This is a genomic window from Streptococcus jiangjianxini, from assembly GCF_040225085.1.
In the GTDB taxonomy this organism is placed as follows: Bacteria; Bacillota; Bacilli; order Lactobacillales; family Streptococcaceae; genus Streptococcus; species Streptococcus jiangjianxini.
The window spans coordinates 48,450-65,927 of record NZ_JBEHGL010000011.1; the positions used below are offsets into that span (position 1 = coordinate 48,450).

General features: G+C 37.6%; 18 protein-coding genes. 13 read left to right on the top strand and 5 right to left on the bottom strand.

All coding sequences use genetic code 11. The annotated features are described in order from the left end of the window. Positions 1-208: 208 nt before the first annotated feature. The gene (locus ABP870_RS06270) at positions 209-1,654 is read left to right on the top strand and encodes a recombinase family protein (RefSeq protein ID WP_350014592.1); all 1,446 of its coding nucleotides are present in this window, start codon (positions 209-211) and stop codon (positions 1,652-1,654) included. Between the two features lie 80 nt (positions 1,655-1,734). Here the strand turns inward: ABP870_RS06270 and comGB are convergent, their stop codons facing one another. Both comGB and comGA read right to left on the bottom strand, forming a co-directional pair. Further along, a complete protein-coding gene (comGB, locus tag ABP870_RS06275) occupies positions 1,735-2,793 on the bottom strand; it encodes a competence type IV pilus assembly protein ComGB (protein ID WP_350014618.1) in 1,059 nt (352 codons plus the stop codon). Continuing rightward, positions 2,687-3,640 carry a competence type IV pilus ATPase ComGA gene (gene comGA / locus ABP870_RS06280; RefSeq protein WP_350014593.1) on the bottom strand — a complete coding sequence of 318 codons (954 nt, stop codon included), beginning with the start codon at positions 3,638-3,640 and terminating at the stop codon, positions 2,687-2,689. The genes comGB and comGA overlap by 107 nt, the downstream gene beginning before the upstream one ends. A 956-nt stretch (positions 3,641-4,596) precedes the next feature. Between comGA and ABP870_RS06285 the strand changes: the two genes are divergently transcribed. Genes ABP870_RS06285 through ABP870_RS06295 form a run of 3 tightly spaced genes read left to right on the top strand, consistent with a single transcriptional unit; the run spans position 4,597 to position 5,964 of the window. Further along, positions 4,597-4,794, top strand: a complete 198-nt coding sequence (locus ABP870_RS06285; RefSeq protein WP_350014594.1) for a helix-turn-helix transcriptional regulator — start codon at positions 4,597-4,599, stop codon at positions 4,792-4,794. A 12-nt stretch (positions 4,795-4,806) separates the two neighbouring features. After that, positions 4,807-5,259, top strand: coding sequence for a hypothetical protein (locus tag ABP870_RS06290; protein ID WP_350014595.1), 453 nt, complete (start codon positions 4,807-4,809; stop codon positions 5,257-5,259). Between the two features lie 33 nt (positions 5,260-5,292). Further along, a complete protein-coding gene (locus ABP870_RS06295) occupies positions 5,293-5,964 on the top strand; it encodes a CPBP family intramembrane glutamic endopeptidase (RefSeq protein WP_350014596.1) in 672 nt (223 codons plus the stop codon). Between the two features lie 507 nt (positions 5,965-6,471). Here ABP870_RS06295 and proC read toward each other — a convergent pair. The 3 genes from proC to ABP870_RS06310 all read right to left on the bottom strand — a co-directional run bounded on the left by proC (position 6,472) and on the right by ABP870_RS06310 (position 8,712). Further along, entirely contained in the window at positions 6,472-7,242 is a 771-nt protein-coding gene (proC, locus tag ABP870_RS06300; RefSeq protein ID WP_350014619.1) for a pyrroline-5-carboxylate reductase, read from the bottom strand. Between the two features lie 43 nt (positions 7,243-7,285). Continuing rightward, positions 7,286-8,350: a glutamyl aminopeptidase gene (gene pepA / locus ABP870_RS06305; RefSeq protein ID WP_350014597.1), complete on the bottom strand. Its 1,065-nt coding sequence runs from the start codon at positions 8,348-8,350 to the stop codon at positions 7,286-7,288. A gap of 161 nt (positions 8,351-8,511) precedes the next feature. Further along, entirely contained in the window at positions 8,512-8,712 is a 201-nt protein-coding gene (locus ABP870_RS06310) for a cold-shock protein (protein ID WP_062710592.1), read from the bottom strand. A 191-nt stretch (positions 8,713-8,903) separates the two neighbouring features. Here ABP870_RS06310 and ABP870_RS06315 point away from each other — a divergent pair, with 191 nt between their 5' ends. The 9 genes from ABP870_RS06315 (at position 8,904) to ABP870_RS06355 (ending at position 17,472) form a co-directional block, all read left to right on the top strand. Next, positions 8,904-9,185, top strand: a complete 282-nt coding sequence (locus tag ABP870_RS06315) for a DUF4651 domain-containing protein (RefSeq protein ID WP_350014598.1) — start codon at positions 8,904-8,906, stop codon at positions 9,183-9,185. Continuing rightward, the gene (locus ABP870_RS06320; RefSeq protein ID WP_350014599.1) at positions 9,182-9,496 is read left to right on the top strand and encodes a thioredoxin family protein; all 315 of its coding nucleotides are present in this window, start codon (positions 9,182-9,184) and stop codon (positions 9,494-9,496) included. Before ABP870_RS06315 ends, ABP870_RS06320 begins: the two co-directional genes overlap by 4 nt. Positions 9,497-9,501: 5 nt before the next feature. After that, positions 9,502-10,128: a YtpR family tRNA-binding protein gene (ytpR, locus tag ABP870_RS06325; protein WP_350014600.1), complete on the top strand. Its 627-nt coding sequence runs from the start codon at positions 9,502-9,504 to the stop codon at positions 10,126-10,128. 733 nt (positions 10,129-10,861) lie between these two features. Then, positions 10,862-11,257, top strand: coding sequence for a single-stranded DNA-binding protein (locus tag ABP870_RS06330; protein ID WP_018380740.1), 396 nt, complete (start codon positions 10,862-10,864; stop codon positions 11,255-11,257). Positions 11,258-11,557: 300 nt separating this feature from the next. Next, the gene (locus tag ABP870_RS06335; RefSeq protein WP_350014601.1) at positions 11,558-12,529 is read left to right on the top strand and encodes a ThiF family adenylyltransferase; all 972 of its coding nucleotides are present in this window, start codon (positions 11,558-11,560) and stop codon (positions 12,527-12,529) included. Further along, complete coding sequence (locus ABP870_RS06340) at positions 12,530-14,170, top strand: ABC transporter ATP-binding protein (RefSeq protein ID WP_350014602.1); 1,641 nt, start codon at positions 12,530-12,532, stop codon at positions 14,168-14,170. Positions 14,171-14,325: 155 nt separating this feature from the next. Beyond that, on the top strand, positions 14,326-15,117 hold the full coding sequence (locus ABP870_RS06345) for a Cof-type HAD-IIB family hydrolase (RefSeq protein ID WP_350014603.1): 792 nt from the start codon (positions 14,326-14,328) through the stop codon (positions 15,115-15,117). Positions 15,118-15,202: 85 nt separating this feature from the next. Continuing rightward, entirely contained in the window at positions 15,203-16,168 is a 966-nt protein-coding gene (locus ABP870_RS06350) for a substrate-binding domain-containing protein (RefSeq protein ID WP_350014604.1), read from the top strand. After that, a complete protein-coding gene (locus ABP870_RS06355; RefSeq protein WP_405054538.1) occupies positions 16,168-17,472 on the top strand; it encodes a sensor histidine kinase in 1,305 nt (434 codons plus the stop codon). Before ABP870_RS06350 ends, ABP870_RS06355 begins: the two co-directional genes overlap by 1 nt. Positions 17,473-17,478: the final 6 nt, after the last annotated feature.

The following is a 17,478-nucleotide window of genomic DNA, read 5'->3' on the forward strand; positions in this document are numbered from 1 at the left end:
GGAGTTTTTTTATAGCCAATAAATAGGTTTTAATGAAATAGCAATTTTGGTTGACGTGCGACAATGCCTATTTACCAACTAACAAACAAAAAAATCCCTACACTCTCCACCGCCAAGCTTAAGTGTAGGGATAAATCACACAATAAAGACAGGCATTAAAAAGCCCTCTTTATTGTACCCATTTTATCAGAAAAGAGGTACAAAAACAATGATAACAACAAACAAAGTGGCGATTTACGTAAGAGTTAGCACCACTAATCAGGCAGAGGAAGGCTACTCTATTGACGAGCAAAAAGACAAGCTCGCCAGCTACTGCCATATTAAAGACTGGAACATTTACGACATCTACACGGACGGTGGTTTTTCAGGATCTAATACAGACCGACCAGCCTTGGAAAAACTCATTAAAGATGCTAAAAATAAAAAATTCGATACGGTACTAGTCTATAAATTAGATCGCCTGAGCCGTAGTCAAAAAGATACACTGTATCTGATAGAGGATGTCTTTATCGCAAACGACATAGCCTTTTTTAGCTTACAAGAAAATTTTGATACCTCAACTCCTTTTGGTAAGGCGATGATCGGTTTGCTATCCGTATTCGCCCAGTTAGAACGCGAACAAATCAAAGAGCGCATGTCATTAGGCAAGTTAGGTCGTGCTAAATCAGGCAAGTCTATGATGTGGGCTAAAACATCGTATGGCTACGACTATCACAAAGAGACAGGTACAATGACCGTCAACGAACTAGAGGCTATTGTGGTCAAAGAGATATTCCGCTCTTATCTCAAGGGGATGTCTATTACTAAACTAAGAGACAAAATTAATGATAAATACCCTAAAACCCCAGCTTGGAGCTACAGGATAATCAGACAAATTTTGGCTAACCCTGTATACTGCGGCTACAATCAATACAAAGGCCAAGTCTATCCCGGTAACCACGAAGCTATCATCGCCGAGGAGGTTTATAATAAAACGCAGGAAGAGCTCAAGATACGGCAACGTACAGCTGCCGAGAAGTTCAACCCTAGACCGTTCCAAGCCAAGTATATGTTGTCGGGTATTGCTCAATGTGGCTATTGTCACGCGCCACTCACGATTATTATGGGCATGATCAAAAAAGATGGCACCAGATTTGTAAAATACGAATGTAAACAAAGACATCCAAGAAAAACTAAGGGAGTTACAGTCTATAATAATAACGAAAAATGTGACTCGGGATTTTACTACAAAGACGACGTTGAAGTTTATGTGTTAAAAGAGATTAACAAACTACAAAATGACCCTGATTATTTAGATGAATTATTTTCTACCTCCAGCAACGAGACCATTGATCGTGACAACTATGAAAAACAGATAGACGAGTTAACCAAGAAACTTAGCAGATTAAATGACCTGTACATAAATGACCGCATCACACTAGAGGAACTGCAAGATAAATCTGCTAAATTTACTAATATGAGAACCGCTCTTGAAGTTGAACTAGAAAATGACCCTGCACTTAAACAAAAAGAAAGAAAAAGCGCCATGAGAAAGATACTTAGTGCTGAGGATATTTTCTCGATGGATTACGAGGGTCAGAAGACAATGGTTAGAAGCCTTATAAACAAAGTACAAGTCACCGCTGAGGATGTCTTTATTAAATGGAAAATATAAAGAGTTTTACTATCCTTCATCTCAATCAGTGTGAAAGCTTTTACTGATTTTCTTTTAACTTGTTTCAAATAATTTTTCACTTACATAACCTCCATAGATTGATACATTGGTAATAGCATGGCTGCATAAATCATGACAATCATAAGCGCAACCAAGATAAAAATAAAAGGTTGAATCAACTGCATGGCCTTATTCAAACGATAGAAAAATTGCTCCCAAAGCTCTTCTGAGAAGACATCTAACTCCTGACCGAGATGACCTTTGGCATCGCCATATTCAATAATCAAACTTAATTCTTTCAAGAAAAAAGGATAGTCCAAAACCTTTTTGTGAAAAGATTGACCAGACAACAGAGCAGCCTGCATATCACGACCTATACTTGAAAACAGTCGTGATTCCTGTTCCTGCATCAGCGACACAATGCTGGTCATTTCAACTCCTTGTCCCAAAAGATTTCCCCATTCACGCGCATAATAAGCTGTCAGATAAAGCTTGATAATATAACCGATAAAAGGAAAACCACTCAAAAAACGATAGAGTTTAATGGGTTCTGTTTTCTTACCAAAATAAATTGCCAATAAACTAAGACAAAAAAACGTCACTATTGCAACTAAAAATACGAGAGGAAAATGTTCCAAAAGAGCCGTCGCTGCATTGCCTTCTTCTATCTGGGGCAAAAGATAATTTTTAAGGCCAAGCATTATTAGGACCAAAAACAGCAGTAAAATAATCGGATAAGTGGCCACTTCTATTAGCTTTTTCCTCATTAAACTGACCCGTCTCAGGTAGCTTTCAATTTTGGTCATACTCTTTTGGGTGTTACCATGGGTCTCTGCTAAAGATAACTGGGTAACAACTGCCTCTGAGAATCCCAGATTTTTCATCAAAATCGGTAAACCAAAACCATTCAATAGGGTTTCATGCATAATCTGAATTTGTTGATCTGGTACCAATTGACTGCGTTTCAAAAAATCAACTGTTTCAGGCAGATTAAAACCAGAGCTCAAGAGATTATTAAAAAGTTGAATGATTTTAACCTGCTTTTTGGTAGCTAATACTCTCGATTTGGACTTGTTCTTCAGAGAGATGTCCTGATTTAAAAAGCTCAACCAGCTGCTGATTCCATCGGTTTGGAACATGATCTTTGAAATTATCTTTTGCCACATCGATCAATCCACCTCCTCCTATCAACCGTTGGTAGCAAATACCCGCTAAACTATTTTTTACTTCATCCTCCGAAATACCTAGTTCAATCAAGCGATGATAAACTCCTGAAATACTCTTAGCATGAATGGTGGCAAAGACAATGGTTCCTGTCAAACTGGCACGTATTGCAGCTCGTGCCGTTTCTTTATCACGAATTTCACCAATGACCAGGACATCTGGCCGATGCCTCAGAGATAACTTAATCAAACTGTTGTAAGTCATGTTAATATCTTCATTAAGCTGTAGTTGCAAAATCCTATCATCTTTAATTTCAACAGGGTCTTCAATCGAAATAATTTGTTTATCGCTAAACTTTTCTTGAAGAAGTTGGTACATGAGCGTTGTCTTGCCACTCCCAGTAGGTCCCGAAAAAAGATAAAGCCCTCTAGAGTTAATTACCTTCATGATTTCTCGCATACCATCAAACCAATAGTGCAAATTATGACGCCCATCATAAAGCAAGCGAATTACTAAACTTTCGTGACCTCGGTAATCCCCAACAGTAGATAACCGCAATGAAACCAATCCTTCGCCACCAAAATCATAATCACAGGATCCCAATTGACTTCTACGCTTTTCGCCAACAGTCATTCCTGCCACAAATTTAAAGTGACTAATAAGACTAGCCATACGATCATAGCCATAAGTTCCAATAAATCTCCTTTCATCACCAATTCGCATAAACACATCATAGTCATCTTTGCGGGGAATAATATAAATATCCTGAGCTTCACATTCAACCGCCTGAGCAATAATTTCTTTTGCTAAATCTTGAACCATAAAACCTCCTTACTTATTTATTCGTAACCATTTCCCAAAACAAGAAAAAAAACCTTATCTCACGATAAAGTGTCAGAATGCAGGCAAGCTCTTAAATTATCGATATAGTCAGTTTTTGGACAATTTAATAAGAAGATTAAATAAACTGATAGGCTCCCCTTATAGTGGACAGTGAAATAACTAAATTATAGTCAACTGAAACTAGAACAGGACAACAGTGGCTCAATTACCACCTCCATGACCAAGCGAGTTATCACTTGAGAAAACACTTTATAAAAGTTGTGCAAAATAGTGTTGTCTTTTCACCCTATGAAGTAAAGGACGGACATAGTTATGAAAAAAACTAGCCTGTGCAATCTATTATCTGGGCTATCCTGTTTACTGATAGCCTTATCATGTGAATCCGTTAAGGCTAACAGGGTCTTTCTTATTATATCTTTATTAGTGTGTATGGTTTATTTGATAAATGCTAGTTGTCTATTTTTCGGTTGACATATGGACGGTAATTATTATTTTAGAAAGGATTGAAATGAAAACACGCATTCAGGAACTACGAAAGTCGCAGCGGTTGAGTCAGGCTGATTTAGCTGATGCCATGGAAGTTACTATGGAACTTTTTTGCTATAGTCAAAAAAGACTCCATAATCTCCGATGGGAATTTACCCACTACAGAAATTATAGAGCCTTTTTTTGAATTTTTGTGTAAAGTTCCCTTGACATAAAATGTAAAGTATACTATACTATAAATGTAAAGTTAACTATACAATTATATATCATATTGATAGCGGAAGGTAGTTGGATAATGCTTCTTAAACAAACTAAAGATGAAGACTTGGAGAAAAGTGAATTTATTAAAATGTACAGCATCTTATTTACCATATCTTTATTGTTGAGTATCACTCGTTTTATCAGTTGAAGTGTTAAAAATACGATTGCTATTTTTAGAAAGGATTGAAATGAAAACACGCATTCAGGAACTGCGAAAGTCGCAGCGGTTGAGTCAGGCTGATTTAGCTGATGCCATGGAAGTTACACGGCAAACGATTATTTCACTAGAGAAAGGACGCTATAATGCATCACTTGAACTAGCTTATAAATTAGCCAAGTTTTTTGGCTTAAGTATTGAAGATGTCTTTATTTTTGAAGAAGAATAGGAGGAGAAAGTTATGTTGTTGCAAATGATAAAAAATACGGGAAAAAAGAAAACAGAAGAAGCCTATGCTAAGCTGCTAAGGAAACAGACGGTGCTTGGTTTTATCGGTGGTCTTTGTTTGTTTTTGCTATTGCCTATCCTTGAGATGACATCATATCAGCAGGGAATGCTGGTAGGCTTGGCTTTCGGATTATTTATTTTTGCTTGGTCAAGTTACATCACACAAAAAAATCCAAAGAAGCTACACCAAGCTTATATCAAAGCCTATGATGAGCGCAATTTGCTTATTAATAAGCTGACGACTACTTGGACTTTAACCTTTTTGATTATGGTCATGAGCCTTCTAGTTTTTTTGGACGGTCTCTTTGGGATAGGTATTTCCTACCGACTATTATTAGTGAGTCTTATTTATTTTAGTCTATTTTGTATGATAGGAATGAAGGTCCTATTCAATCGCTTTTTATGATAAAATAGTCCTAGTTCATTTTAAGGAGTTTTCATGAAACAGTTTTTCAAAACTTTGGTTTTAATGGTTGGTCTCTTCCTGCTGAGTCAAGTGCCTTCATTAATTATGGGTGGTGTTTTAGCTTATAATCAGTCCTTAGACAATGGGACGTTTGGACTAGTTCAGACGGCGAGCAGTACGTTTATCTTTTTAATAATTGGTGCTTTAGTAGTTCAGATAGCTCAAAAGCGTGATATATTTAGTCCACTTTCTGGTCGTAAAACTAGATCTCTTTGGTTGACCCTTATCATTGCCTACGCTATTATTATGCTGGGAAATAGTCTTTCTTCTTGGGTTCTTAAACTAGAGGGACAGACAGATACGGTTAATCAAGCTGGTTTGTATGATTTGATGAAAATGGTACCAATTCCCCTGTTCTTTGTCATGGTTGTCGTTGTTGCACCTATTACAGAGGAAATTATTTTTCGTGGGTTTGCAGCAAAATATCTCTTTCCAAAAAAAGAATGGTTAGGGTTAATAGCAGGTTCAGTGATTTTTGCACTGGTTCATAACCCAACTAACTTTGGTAGCGCCATTGCTTATGGGTTAATGTCAGCTGCCTTGGCTTTCGTTTACTGGGATACCAAAGACATCAAATATAGTATGGCCATGCATGCTTTTAATAATTTAATAGCATTTGTTAGTATGCTTTTTATAACAATGTAAAGACGCTGAAATAGACTGAGGACAGCCTTAAGGTTAGACAAAATATTTAGCCTGAGGGTGTTTTGTTATAGCATTCAGTCATCGCGATAATGTTGACTACTATCTGTTAAGACAAGCTGGTTGACATTAGTTAAATCTCAGTTAAGTCTTTGATGTTAATCAAGCTAATTGAACTTTGTTGGTAAACATAGGCTAGAGAGTATCTGCAAGGAAATGGTCTTCTAAGGGATATGAAGCTAGCACAGGGACATCTTTTCAAAAGATTCAAGAGGATATGTTCTGTCAAACTTTTTTCAAATGGTTGCCATAGATAGTATCATACAAGAAAAGCGGGTCTACTATTCTAGAAAACCTTTCTAACGAGGAATGTCTTACCTAAAAGGAAGTTCCAGAAGCGTATTTGCCGTGAGTTGAATACAGACAAGATAATTACTGATAAAAAAATTCCAGAGTCAATAAGGACTTTGGAATTTTTTCAATATACTCGATTATTGAACGCTTACGTTTTTACATATTTTTGGCTTTACCGATAGTAGTATCAATAGCTGATACAACACTATGGGTTAGGCCATTTTTTTCTAGATCCATGAGCCCTGCGATAGTAGTTCCGCCAGGGCTGCAAATTTTGTCGATCAAAGCGTGAGGACTATCTTCAGATTCAATAAGGTTTTTAGCACTAGCTATAACCGTTTGTGTGGCGATTTCGAGAGACTGTGCTTTGCTTAGGCCATTTTTGACGCCAGCCTTTGCCATCGCTTCGATGAAGAGATAAATATAGGCGGGACTTGAGCCAGCTAGAGCTGTAAAGGTGTCAAAATCTTTCTCAGCTAGCTCGTAGCTTGTTCCAAAACTATCGACTATTTCTCTAATCGATGCTTTTAGATCTTCATTAACGAGATGATTATAGCTGATCCCAGTTGTACTTTGGAGAATCCTGGCATTCATATTGGGCATGATACGGATGAGAGGTAGGCTAGAGTCAGTCAGTTCAGCTAAGCGATTTAAAGTGACTCCAGCAGCCATGGACATGATAGGTTTTTTGATGTCGAGTTCGCTCAAGACAGATTCAAACAGTTGCGGTTTAATGCCTAGAATGACCAAATCAACTTTGTCAACCAATTCTTGATGAGACAAAGCAGCTTTAAGTCCAAGGTTTTTAGCAATCTCCTGCGAGCGTGTCAATGAAGATCCAGAAATGATAATCTCATGGCCCGTTTGTTTGATGCCAGTGATGATGGCAGAAGCCATTTGACCGACACCGATAAATCCAATTTTCATCATGTGTTCTATTGAGTAGGGATTACGGACTACTCAACCCTTTCTAGTATTTCTTGATTAAATCAACAGTGGAACGGTCAAGTCGCTTCACAATGGCTTGTAGGAAGTTTTGTGCTTCGATAAAGTCATCCATAGCATAAAGCGTTTGATGTGAGTGGATGTAACGGGCGCAGACACCGATGGTTGTTGAAGGGATCCCTTCATTTTTGAGATGCGCAGCACCAGCATCGGTACCTCCTGCGGCTGCGTAATACTGATACTTGATACCAGCTTCTTCAGCGGTTGTCAAAAGAAAATCTCTCATATTTGGTAGCATGATATGACCTGGGTCGTAAAAACGAATTAAGGTACCGTCCCCAAGTTTTCCAGGATTGCCATAAATATCACCAGCAGGAGAACAGTCAACAGCGAAGAAGAGTTCTGGATTAAACTTGGTTGTGGAGACGTGAGCACCGCGAAGACCAACCTCTTCCTGAACGTTGGCGCCAGCGATTAGGGTGTGACCTAGGCTTTCCTTTTTCACGGCCTCTAACATTTCAGGTATCATAAGAATGCTATAGCGATTGTCCCAGGCCTTGCTGATAACGTGTTTTTGATTGGCAGTTAGGATAGTTTCAGATTCGGGAATGATAAGAGAACCAGGGAAAACACCAAAGTTTTCGGCCTCATCTTTGCTGGTAAAGCCTGCATCGAAGACGATATCAGCTGTTTTAGGAAGTGAAGCGCCGTTTGTCCCACGTAAAAAGTGTGGTGGCACAGAGCCTGAAATGACGGGATAACTACGACCGTCAGGTGTGTGTAGGGTGAAGCGTTGTGAACTGACAACGAGCGGGTTCCAGCCACCCAATTCAACCACGCGGAAAGTGCCGTCTTCTTTGATTTCTTTAATCATGAAGCCGACTTCATCCATGTGACCAGCTACCATGACGCGCGGAGCGTTAGCATCCTCATGATGTCGAATGCCAAAAATCCCTCCAAGTCCATCAGTTTGAACCTCATCCACCAAAGGTGTGATTTTCTCACGAAGATAATCACGGACAGGTTGTTCAAAACCTGAGGTGCCTTTGAGTTCGGTTACTTCTTTGATTTTATTAAATAAATCAGTCATATTAGTTCAGTCTCCTCATCTGTATAAGTCTTACTAGCATTTTACCACTTTTAGTGATAAATGAAAAAGTGTGGGAGTGAGGAACTGACGCTTCGCCTATTTTGACTATAGAAAAAAGCCTGAGATAAGCTATAAGCTATCTCAGGCTTTCTATCATTTAATTACAGTTTAACGATATTTGCTGCTTGAGGGCCGCGTTGACCATCTTGAACATCAAATGAAACTTTTTGACCGTCTTCAAGTGATTTGAAACCATCAGCTTGAATTTGTGAAAAGTGTGCGAAAACGTCTTGACCTTCTTCAGTTGAGATAAAACCAAAACCTTTTTCAGCATTAAACCATTTTACAGTACCTTGTGCCATAATGAGTTACTTCCTTCCTTTTATGATGCGTAAATAAAAGGAGATGAAAATGTGAAACATGATAACTCTGACATTTAATTACTTATCCATCATAACCTTTATAAGTGAGAAAGTCAATGCTAAACATGATTATTCTAAAAATAATAGTAAAAACTGTCTTGCTCTTGTTTTCTTGTGGTAAAATAAGGCTTATGAAGAATAAAAAAATAAGTATTTTGGGTGGGGCCTTACTTGGTTTGGGTCTCACAGCCCTTGCTGCTCAGCTGGCTTATAAGATTGGTGAGGCACAAAAAGCTCGTCGTATGACAGATATTCGTGCTTATTTTAGCCAATTTGGAGACATTCAGGTTGTTTACATTAATGAATTCGAAGACAGCAATGAAACAACTGGAGGTGTTGTTTTAACAGATGGTCGCCAGTTTGATTTCGTTTATGAGCAAGGTGAGATTATTGCACAGGAGGTTGTGGCATGATTAAGGCATTATCTTACGAGCAAATAACCAAGCAGATAGAGTCAGGTCAAAAAACTGTTTTTCTGTTTACTGCTGATTGGTGCGGGGATTGTCAGTACCTATACCCCCTGTTAGAGGATATTGAGACTGAACATAGTGACTTTACTTTTATCCAGATAGACCGTGATAACTTTATGGATTTGGCCCAAAAATGGGATATTTTTGGGATTCCGAGTTTGGTTGTCTTTGAAAACGGTCAAGAAATTGGTCGTTTCGTGGATAAGAATCGTAAAACTAAAGAAGAGATTAATGCATTTTTGAAAGGACTGTAAGAAAAATGATTTACACTTATAATAAAGATCATGTTGGCGATGTGCTCATGGTTATTGTCAAAGAAGATAAGGGTAAAAAAGCAGCGGTTGAGCGTAAAGGCAAGCTGGCTCGCGTTTTCCTTGAAGAATCTGGAGAAACTGTTGCTTGGAACATTTTTGAAGCGTCCAGCTTGGTTAAGATTGATGGACGCGGCCAGGTCTTTTTGACTGAGGAGCAGGTAGCTGTTTTAAATGCTGAATTAGCCAAAGAAGGATTTTCAGAAAAACTTATCGCAGATAACACCCCAAAATTTGTGGTTGGGCAAATTGTCGAAATGATGGCCCATCCAGATAGTGATCACCTCAACATTTGTCAAGTGCAGGTAGCTGAAGATGCTATCGTGCAAATCGTAGCTGGTGCGCCTAATGCGGCTGTCGGGCTTAAAACGATTGTTGCTTTGCCAGGGGCTATGATGCCAAGTGGGAGTTTGATTTTCCCAGGTAAACTACGCGGTGAGGAAAGCTTTGGAATGATGTGTAGCCCACGAGAACTAGCATTGCCAAATGCCCCCCAAGTTCGTGGCATTATCGAATTAGATGACACTGCAAAGGTTGGCGAAGCGTTTGATGTAGAGAAGCATTGGCAAGTATAATGGAAAAGAACTGGGAGCCCAGTTCTTTTTGTGTTGCGTCAATAATCTTCTTTTTTCAACCAGATATAGATAAATTGAAGAAAGTTGATGTCTTTGTAAGATTTAAGATTGGAGACTGAAAAAGGTGCGAAGTACAGCTGATTTTCTAGATTGAGGTGAATCATAGCTGATAATTCTTTTATGCTGTAGACTGTTTTTTGAGCAAATTATTGGCTGTCAAAGGATTTTTCAAAAACTTGTTTGAGAGCGTTGTCAGTGGCATTGGTAAGTCCCTCCTTTTCCGACGTCGTTGTTTTTGATTATGGTAAGTTGGTCATCAGTTTTTAACGGCCAATGAAAAGTTTTTAAATCTATCAGGAACAATAGACCCCATGACATTATGGTAGCAGATAAGGGCAGAGGATTAAACAGTTGAACTTTCTGAGATATCTAAGCTAACTTTAATTTGGCTAATGTTTGAATGAACGTTAGCAAGTAACATATCAGTATTATGGCCAATAGCAGTTATCGTATTTGTCTGCGCTAGAAATTGGCAGTTGAGACCAAAAGCAGCACTGAGCACTAAGCTACGTAGTTTTTTCAGATAGCTACGTTAGATCAAAAATAAACTAATGCTGAATTTTTCTCCAAGTTTGTACCAATAATTGAGAATAAAACTCTAAATCTACCATAATATCTCCTTTTTCTTTAGCTTGCCAAAAAATTCCCGAATAAATAGTTAGGAGGAAATCTTATGTATAATAAAACTATTTTAATCGGTCGTTTGGTGGCAACACCAGAGGTGGTGAAAACTCCCAATGATAAATCTGTTGCGCGTGTTACCGTTGCAGTCAATCGTCGTTTTAAGGGTAAGGATGGTGAACGTGAAGCAGACTTTATCAATGTGGTCTTTTGGGGACGTTTGGCAGAAACTTTAGCCTCTTATGGTACTAAGGGCAGTTTGATTTCATTGGATGGTGAGCTGCGTACGCGTTCTTATGAAAAAGATGGGCAAAGGCACTATATGACAGAAGTCTTGGGACAATCGTTCCAATTACTCGAAAGTCGTGCCCAACGTGCCATGCGTGAAAACAATGTGGCAGCGGATCTGGCTGACCTTGTCCTTGAGGAAGAGGAGTTGCCGTTTTGATGAATCAATACAACCTAATGATATAGTTGTTGATTTTAAACTAGTCGTTAACACATTTGGAGATATTAGCTAATGCTAAAATCGAAAAAATCTAATTTTTATTAAAAATATATTGACAGAATATTCTATAAATGATAATATACACCTATTAATGATTAAGGAGGAAAACTGATGGAAATTCATGAAACTGATGTTGTCATTTCAGAAGTAGAAATTAACATCTGCGTTGTCAACAAGTAGTCTCGTTTCAGTCTAGGGTAAGTTCCTAGACTTTTTTGTAAATATTTGTAGGAGATTATAATGAGTTATTTTAGGTTGAAAAAAGAGTTAAACTGGTCATTTAAGGGAGGGGAGATTATTGTTTATGAAGGGAATCGAGAACTTCAATTGGCGATTAGTACAGATAACAATACAAAAGTATTTCAATTTTTAGACTTTCTGTCAGAGTTTAAAGATCGCCAAGACATAGAAAACTATTCTGAGTTATCTAGTATTGAGAAACAAGATATTCTCAATTATTTACTAGATAAACATTTTCTACAACGATTTGACAATCCTATCAATTTGAATCGATCTGATTTATTTTTAAATAGTTTTCCTGACACTGACTTTCGAGAGTTTAACTGTTATAGAAAATCTGTCAAAATAGTGATATTAGGCTTGGGGACAGTAGGAAGCCATATTCTAGATGTTTTAATTAGAATGGGATTCCAGCAATTTATTCTAATTGATGGTGATAAAGTAGAGGAGAAAAACCTAGGGGCTCAAGCTTATTTTACAACTGACATTGGAATGTATAAAGTAGACGCTTTAAAGGAGCGTTATACAAATCTTGCTCAGATAGTAACCTCCTCTACCTACGTTAGTTCTTTATCTCAGCTATCTGCTCTAGCTGGGGAATTAGGGTCACAAGATATCATTATTAATGCCGCGGATGATTACACCTTAATGTATAACCTAGCGCAATCAATTATGCAAAAGCAGCTTCCTTGCCCGGTTATCGAATCAGGATATGGCCCTCTACTCCAAACAGCTTATGTCATCAATTCTTATGATTCAGCTAAATTAATGTGCGATTATATCCAAAAGAGCTTAGAAGATACTAGGAAGCATATTAATGAAAATAGCGGTAGTGTTTTAAATGGTTACATGTCAGCTTTTATGGTGGGACAACTAATTCTTGCCCCTTTTGTTAGTCAAAACATGACAGTCGCCGAATATAACTTTTATAATAATCACTTACTTTGGAAAGAAAGTCTAAGAGGGAAATAGATGTTTTTTTATTTAAAGAGAAGATATAAAGAAAACTTGCTTTTATTAGCCGTTATTATAGTCTCAATTATTTTAAAATTAAGGTCAGCATTTTTGACAGCTGAGGCTTTTAATAGCTTGTTAGCTGGAGAAACCGATAGTTTTCTTTCTAAAGTTATTCTGTGTGCTAGTCTATATTTTGGCTATGTTGTATTATTTGCCTTTCAAACTTGGTATGATGTGTTTGTTAGACAAAAAATGATTGGAGATATTCGTAGCGACATATCGTCCAGCTATGCGATGTACCGGCCCAACCAATCTTCCGAATATACCAGTGGTAAGATGGTTTCATGGTTAACAACTGATAGTGATCGAATTAGCAATGAGGGCTTTAAGAGGTTATACACGATCGTGGAAGCGATTATTGAAGTGTTATTATCTGTTTTTGCACTAGCCTTCCTCAACTGGAAATTAATGCTAGTTATTGTAGCCCTCGCTATTATCAACCTTATTTTACCTAAACTAGCAGATAAAAAATTGGCTTCTGTCTTTGGAAAACTAACGCTGAGTCAAGAAAATTTTACAGCTAGTATCGCCAATCTTTATAATGGTTTTACTTGTCTCTTCTCACTCAATAAACAAGATTTTTTGGTTTCCAAATCAGATAAAGAAATTCAAAGTATTCAAAAATCTGAAATTGATAGTTATAAAATTGTTGGTGTGGCAACCTTTTTAGCAGCATTTGGTAATGTTTTAGGACAAATTGGAAGTTTAATGATTTCAGGTATTTTTGTCGCACAAAAAATGTTAACATTTGGTGATATTCTTTCTGTTTCAAATATTAGTGTTAATATTTTCAATGGTGTTAGCAACCTCTCTTCCAATATTATAGAAATCAAAGCAGCCTTCCCTATTTTTGAAAAGCATCAAAAATTCTTTAATGCCAGCAAAGAAGAACAGCTGAATGACAATATGAAACTGAAAAATGTTCGCTTAAATACTAAGTTAGAGTTGAATAGGGTTAATCTGACCTTAGGCAATAATGAGATACTTTCTAACGCTAGCTATATGTTTAAAAAAGGTAAAAAATATTGTATCGTTGGACCTAGTGGTACAGGAAAGTCAACCCTTTTAAAATTGCTAACTGGTAGTTTAAACTATGATTCAGGAACGATAGAACTTGATGGTCAGGTGTTGAAATCCATAAATGGTAGTAGCTTACGCTCTCAAATAACCTATGTTGAGCAAACGCCTTATATTTTCAATGGAACCATACGTGAAAACATTACTTTAAATAATGATTTTTCTGATGAGGAAATAGAATCAGTGATTCAAAAAGTTTGTCTAACTAATGAAATCAATCAACTAACCAAAGGATTAGATACCTTAATTGGTGAAGGAGCGTTAGATTTATCTGGTGGGCAAAAACAACGCATTTCACTAGCAAGGGCTATTCTCAATGGTAGTCAATTCTTATTATTGGATGAAAGTACTTCAAGCTTAAATGCAGCTTTAGCCCAGTCAATTGAAAAAGAACTTCTTTCTGATGATACCTATTCCCTTATTGTTATTACACATCATCTTTCAGAGGAAATGAAGCCTTATTTTGACGATATTATTAGCTTGGAAAATGGCAAGCTGGTATCTCAAGCAACCACTTGATAGATTCCTATGTTAAAAAAAGAAATAGGTATTATACCCACAACTAAAACATTAAATAGAGAGACTAGATTGGACCTTTATCTAGTCTTTTTTGATGACAATCGTCACTGGTAAGCCTTTTCAAAAAATGCTAAACTGCTAAAAAGGAGGTATTTATGGTCAAGATTATTTTTAGCGATATTGATGGAACGTTGATTAATGATCAATTACAGGTAACGCAGCGCACTCGAGATGCGATTGTGTCTGCTGTCGAAAATGGTAATCTTTTTGTTCCTGTTTCAGCCCGAATGCCTGAAGCCATTAAACCAATTATTCGAGACTTCTTACCAAAAACACCAATCATTTCTTACAATGGTGCCTATATTCAAGATGAAAATGGTCAAGAGATTGCTTCTTCACCGATGGTAACCGATATGGGAATCACTATTTGTCGGTATTTAGAAAAAGAGCATCCAGGTATTGCTTGGAATGTTTATAGTGGTGAAAAGTGGTTATCACAAGATCGTTCCAATAAATGGATTTCTAGGGAAGAAGATGTTGTGGGTATCTCTTCTCAAGAGGCGGCACTTGATGATTTGAACTCACTTAGGGAGATTCATAAATTATTATTGATGGGAGAACCGGAAGAGATTTTAGCAGTCGAGGCAGTTCTGAAACAAGGCTATTCAGACCTTTCTATTTCAAAATCTTACCCTTATTATTTAGAAATTATGGCAGCGGGAATTCAGAAAGGACGAGCGGTTGCTCGCTTGGCTGCTCACTATGACGCCAATCTTCAAGAGGCATATGCTTTTGGGGATAATTTCAATGATCTTGACATGTTAGAGGCGGTAGGTAATGGCTATGTCATGGCAAATGGGCCAGAGGCGGTTAAGCAGGCTATTGGAAATGTTGCAGCAGATAACAATAGTGATGGGATAGCTGAAGTTTTGGAAAATATTTTATAGGGGTAAGAACTAATACTACCCCTTTTTATGCTTCTCAAAAAATGCTATAATTTTCACAAAAATACCAAAACGTGATAGGAGTAAGATGCGATCACTCAGAAACATAATCGGCCTTTTAATCCTCTTGATGCTTACTGTATTAGTCTCTGTCATTTATATTAATCAGCAGATTGAAACAACAGTGGCGAACCGTTTGAGAGTCGGAACGACTTATATGACTATGAATAATCCTTTTTATGAAGTGATTAATGCGGAAATTGAAAAAGAAATTACTGAACAAGGTGGTGCTGTCTTCACAAGAGACCCTGCCCTAAGTAGTAAGAAACAAGTTGAGCAGATTCAGTATTTTATTGATCAAGAAATGGATGTCATTATCCTGAATCCTGTCAAAAGTGATGATGTAGCCATTAAGCGGATGGTTCAAAAAGCTGAAAAATCTGGTATCAAGGTTATCGTTGTTGACAGCCAGCTATCTGATAAGGTAGCTGTCACGTCAACAATCGTGTCAGACAATTATCAGGCAGGCGCTTTACTGGCAGAAGATTTAAAATCTCGAAAAGATAAAGCAGATATCTTAATTTTAGAGCATCGAGATGCAGTGTCAGGAAATCAGCGAATTAAGGGCTTTACGGATAACATTGCTTCTGACAAACGCTTTAGGATTGTTTCAAAAGAAGAAAGTCTCGGACAGACGGAAGTTGCCATGCCAGTCGTTGAACGTGTGTTACAATCTGGAAAATCCTTTGATGTGGTGATGGCATTAAATGACCTTGCGGCGATCGGAGCTGTTGCAGCCTTGGATAAAAATGATATCGAAAAGTCAGTTCTTATCTATGGTGTTGATGGAGCTCCTGATATGAAAAATTTACTGGCAACGACAGATGATGTTACAGCCACGGTAGCCCAGTCTCCGTTGGCTATGGGGCATAAGGCTGCTCAACTAGCCTTGATGATTTCAAAAGGAAAAACAGTTGATTCCAAGGTTGTTATTCCTGTGACATTGATTACCAAAAAATCAATAGGTAACTATGATTTAAGAGGGTGGCAGTAGTGAGACGATTGAAGTTAGTTCAAATTAGCAAGTATCTCCTTGTCTTTATCAATTTTATGGCCGTTATTTTCTATGCCTCTGTCTATCTTTTTTCCACACAGATCATCATTAATCAAGGTGATAGTCATGCTTTGTTGGAACAGATGGAGAGTATCCCATACAGACCAGATTTTATCTTTATATCAGCAATATCTTTATTTTTTGTTTTGATGGGGTTGATTTTTTACAGGGATTATTTAAGAACTCAGAAGCCAACTGACTTTTGGGATAAGTGGGTAGCTTGTGAATTGCTGGTAACCTTGTTTTTACTGGTCAGTTTGCAGTTTTCCTATAATGGCTTTCTATTATTGGTTTTTGCGGATGTCTTCTATCATTCCAGAGACATGTATACCCTGCTAGAGAAGCGATATTGGCTTGTCTTTATCCTATTAAGTTTTGGTCTTCTCTTGGTGACTGATGTCAATGTTTTATCGACCATTATGCCTTTACCGGCTATTGACACGTACATTAGTTTTTTACCTGTTTATTTAAGGATTTCATTGATTTTCATTAAAAATTTACTAACGTCTTTAAATCTGATTGTCTTTATTATTTCCTTAATTTCCTACATTATGTTTGCCATCAGTGAAAAGCATAATCTGGAAGAGGAGGTTCGTATGGTTTCTCAGGTTAATGCTGAGTTAAATAGCTATGTGGCTTTGACAGAAAAAATCACAGAAGATAGGGAGCGAAAACGTATTTCTCGTGAGATTCACGATACGCTCGGTCATGCGCTGACGGGTATTTCTGCAGGGATTGATGCTGTTAGAGTTTTGATTGATATTAATCCTAGTAAGGCTAAGGAACAACTAAGCAGTGTGTCGGAGGTTGTTAGGGAGGGGATAGTTGATGTAAGGCGATCCTTGAACAAATTACGTCCTGATGCTTTAGAAGGTCGTACGCTCAAAGATGCCTTAGGGAAGGTTATCAAAGAGTATCAAGAGGTCTCTCGGATTGATATTGCATTTTCCTATGAATGGGAGACCATCGATTTGAGCGTTGCTGTAGAGGATATTATTTTCCGAGTAGTGCAAGAATCCATAACCAATTCTGTTCGGCATGGCCATGCCAGCAAGGTGATCATCCATCTCTACGAAGAAGAGGATTTTGTGATGTGCATTCAAGATAATGGTGTTGGAGCTGATGAGATTACATTTGGTTATGGCTTGATGCAGATGCGGGAACGTCTGGCTATTATTGGTGGTCGGATTGCTTTTAATGGAAATGATGGTTTTAAGACAATCATTCATATTCCCAAAGGATAAGGAGTT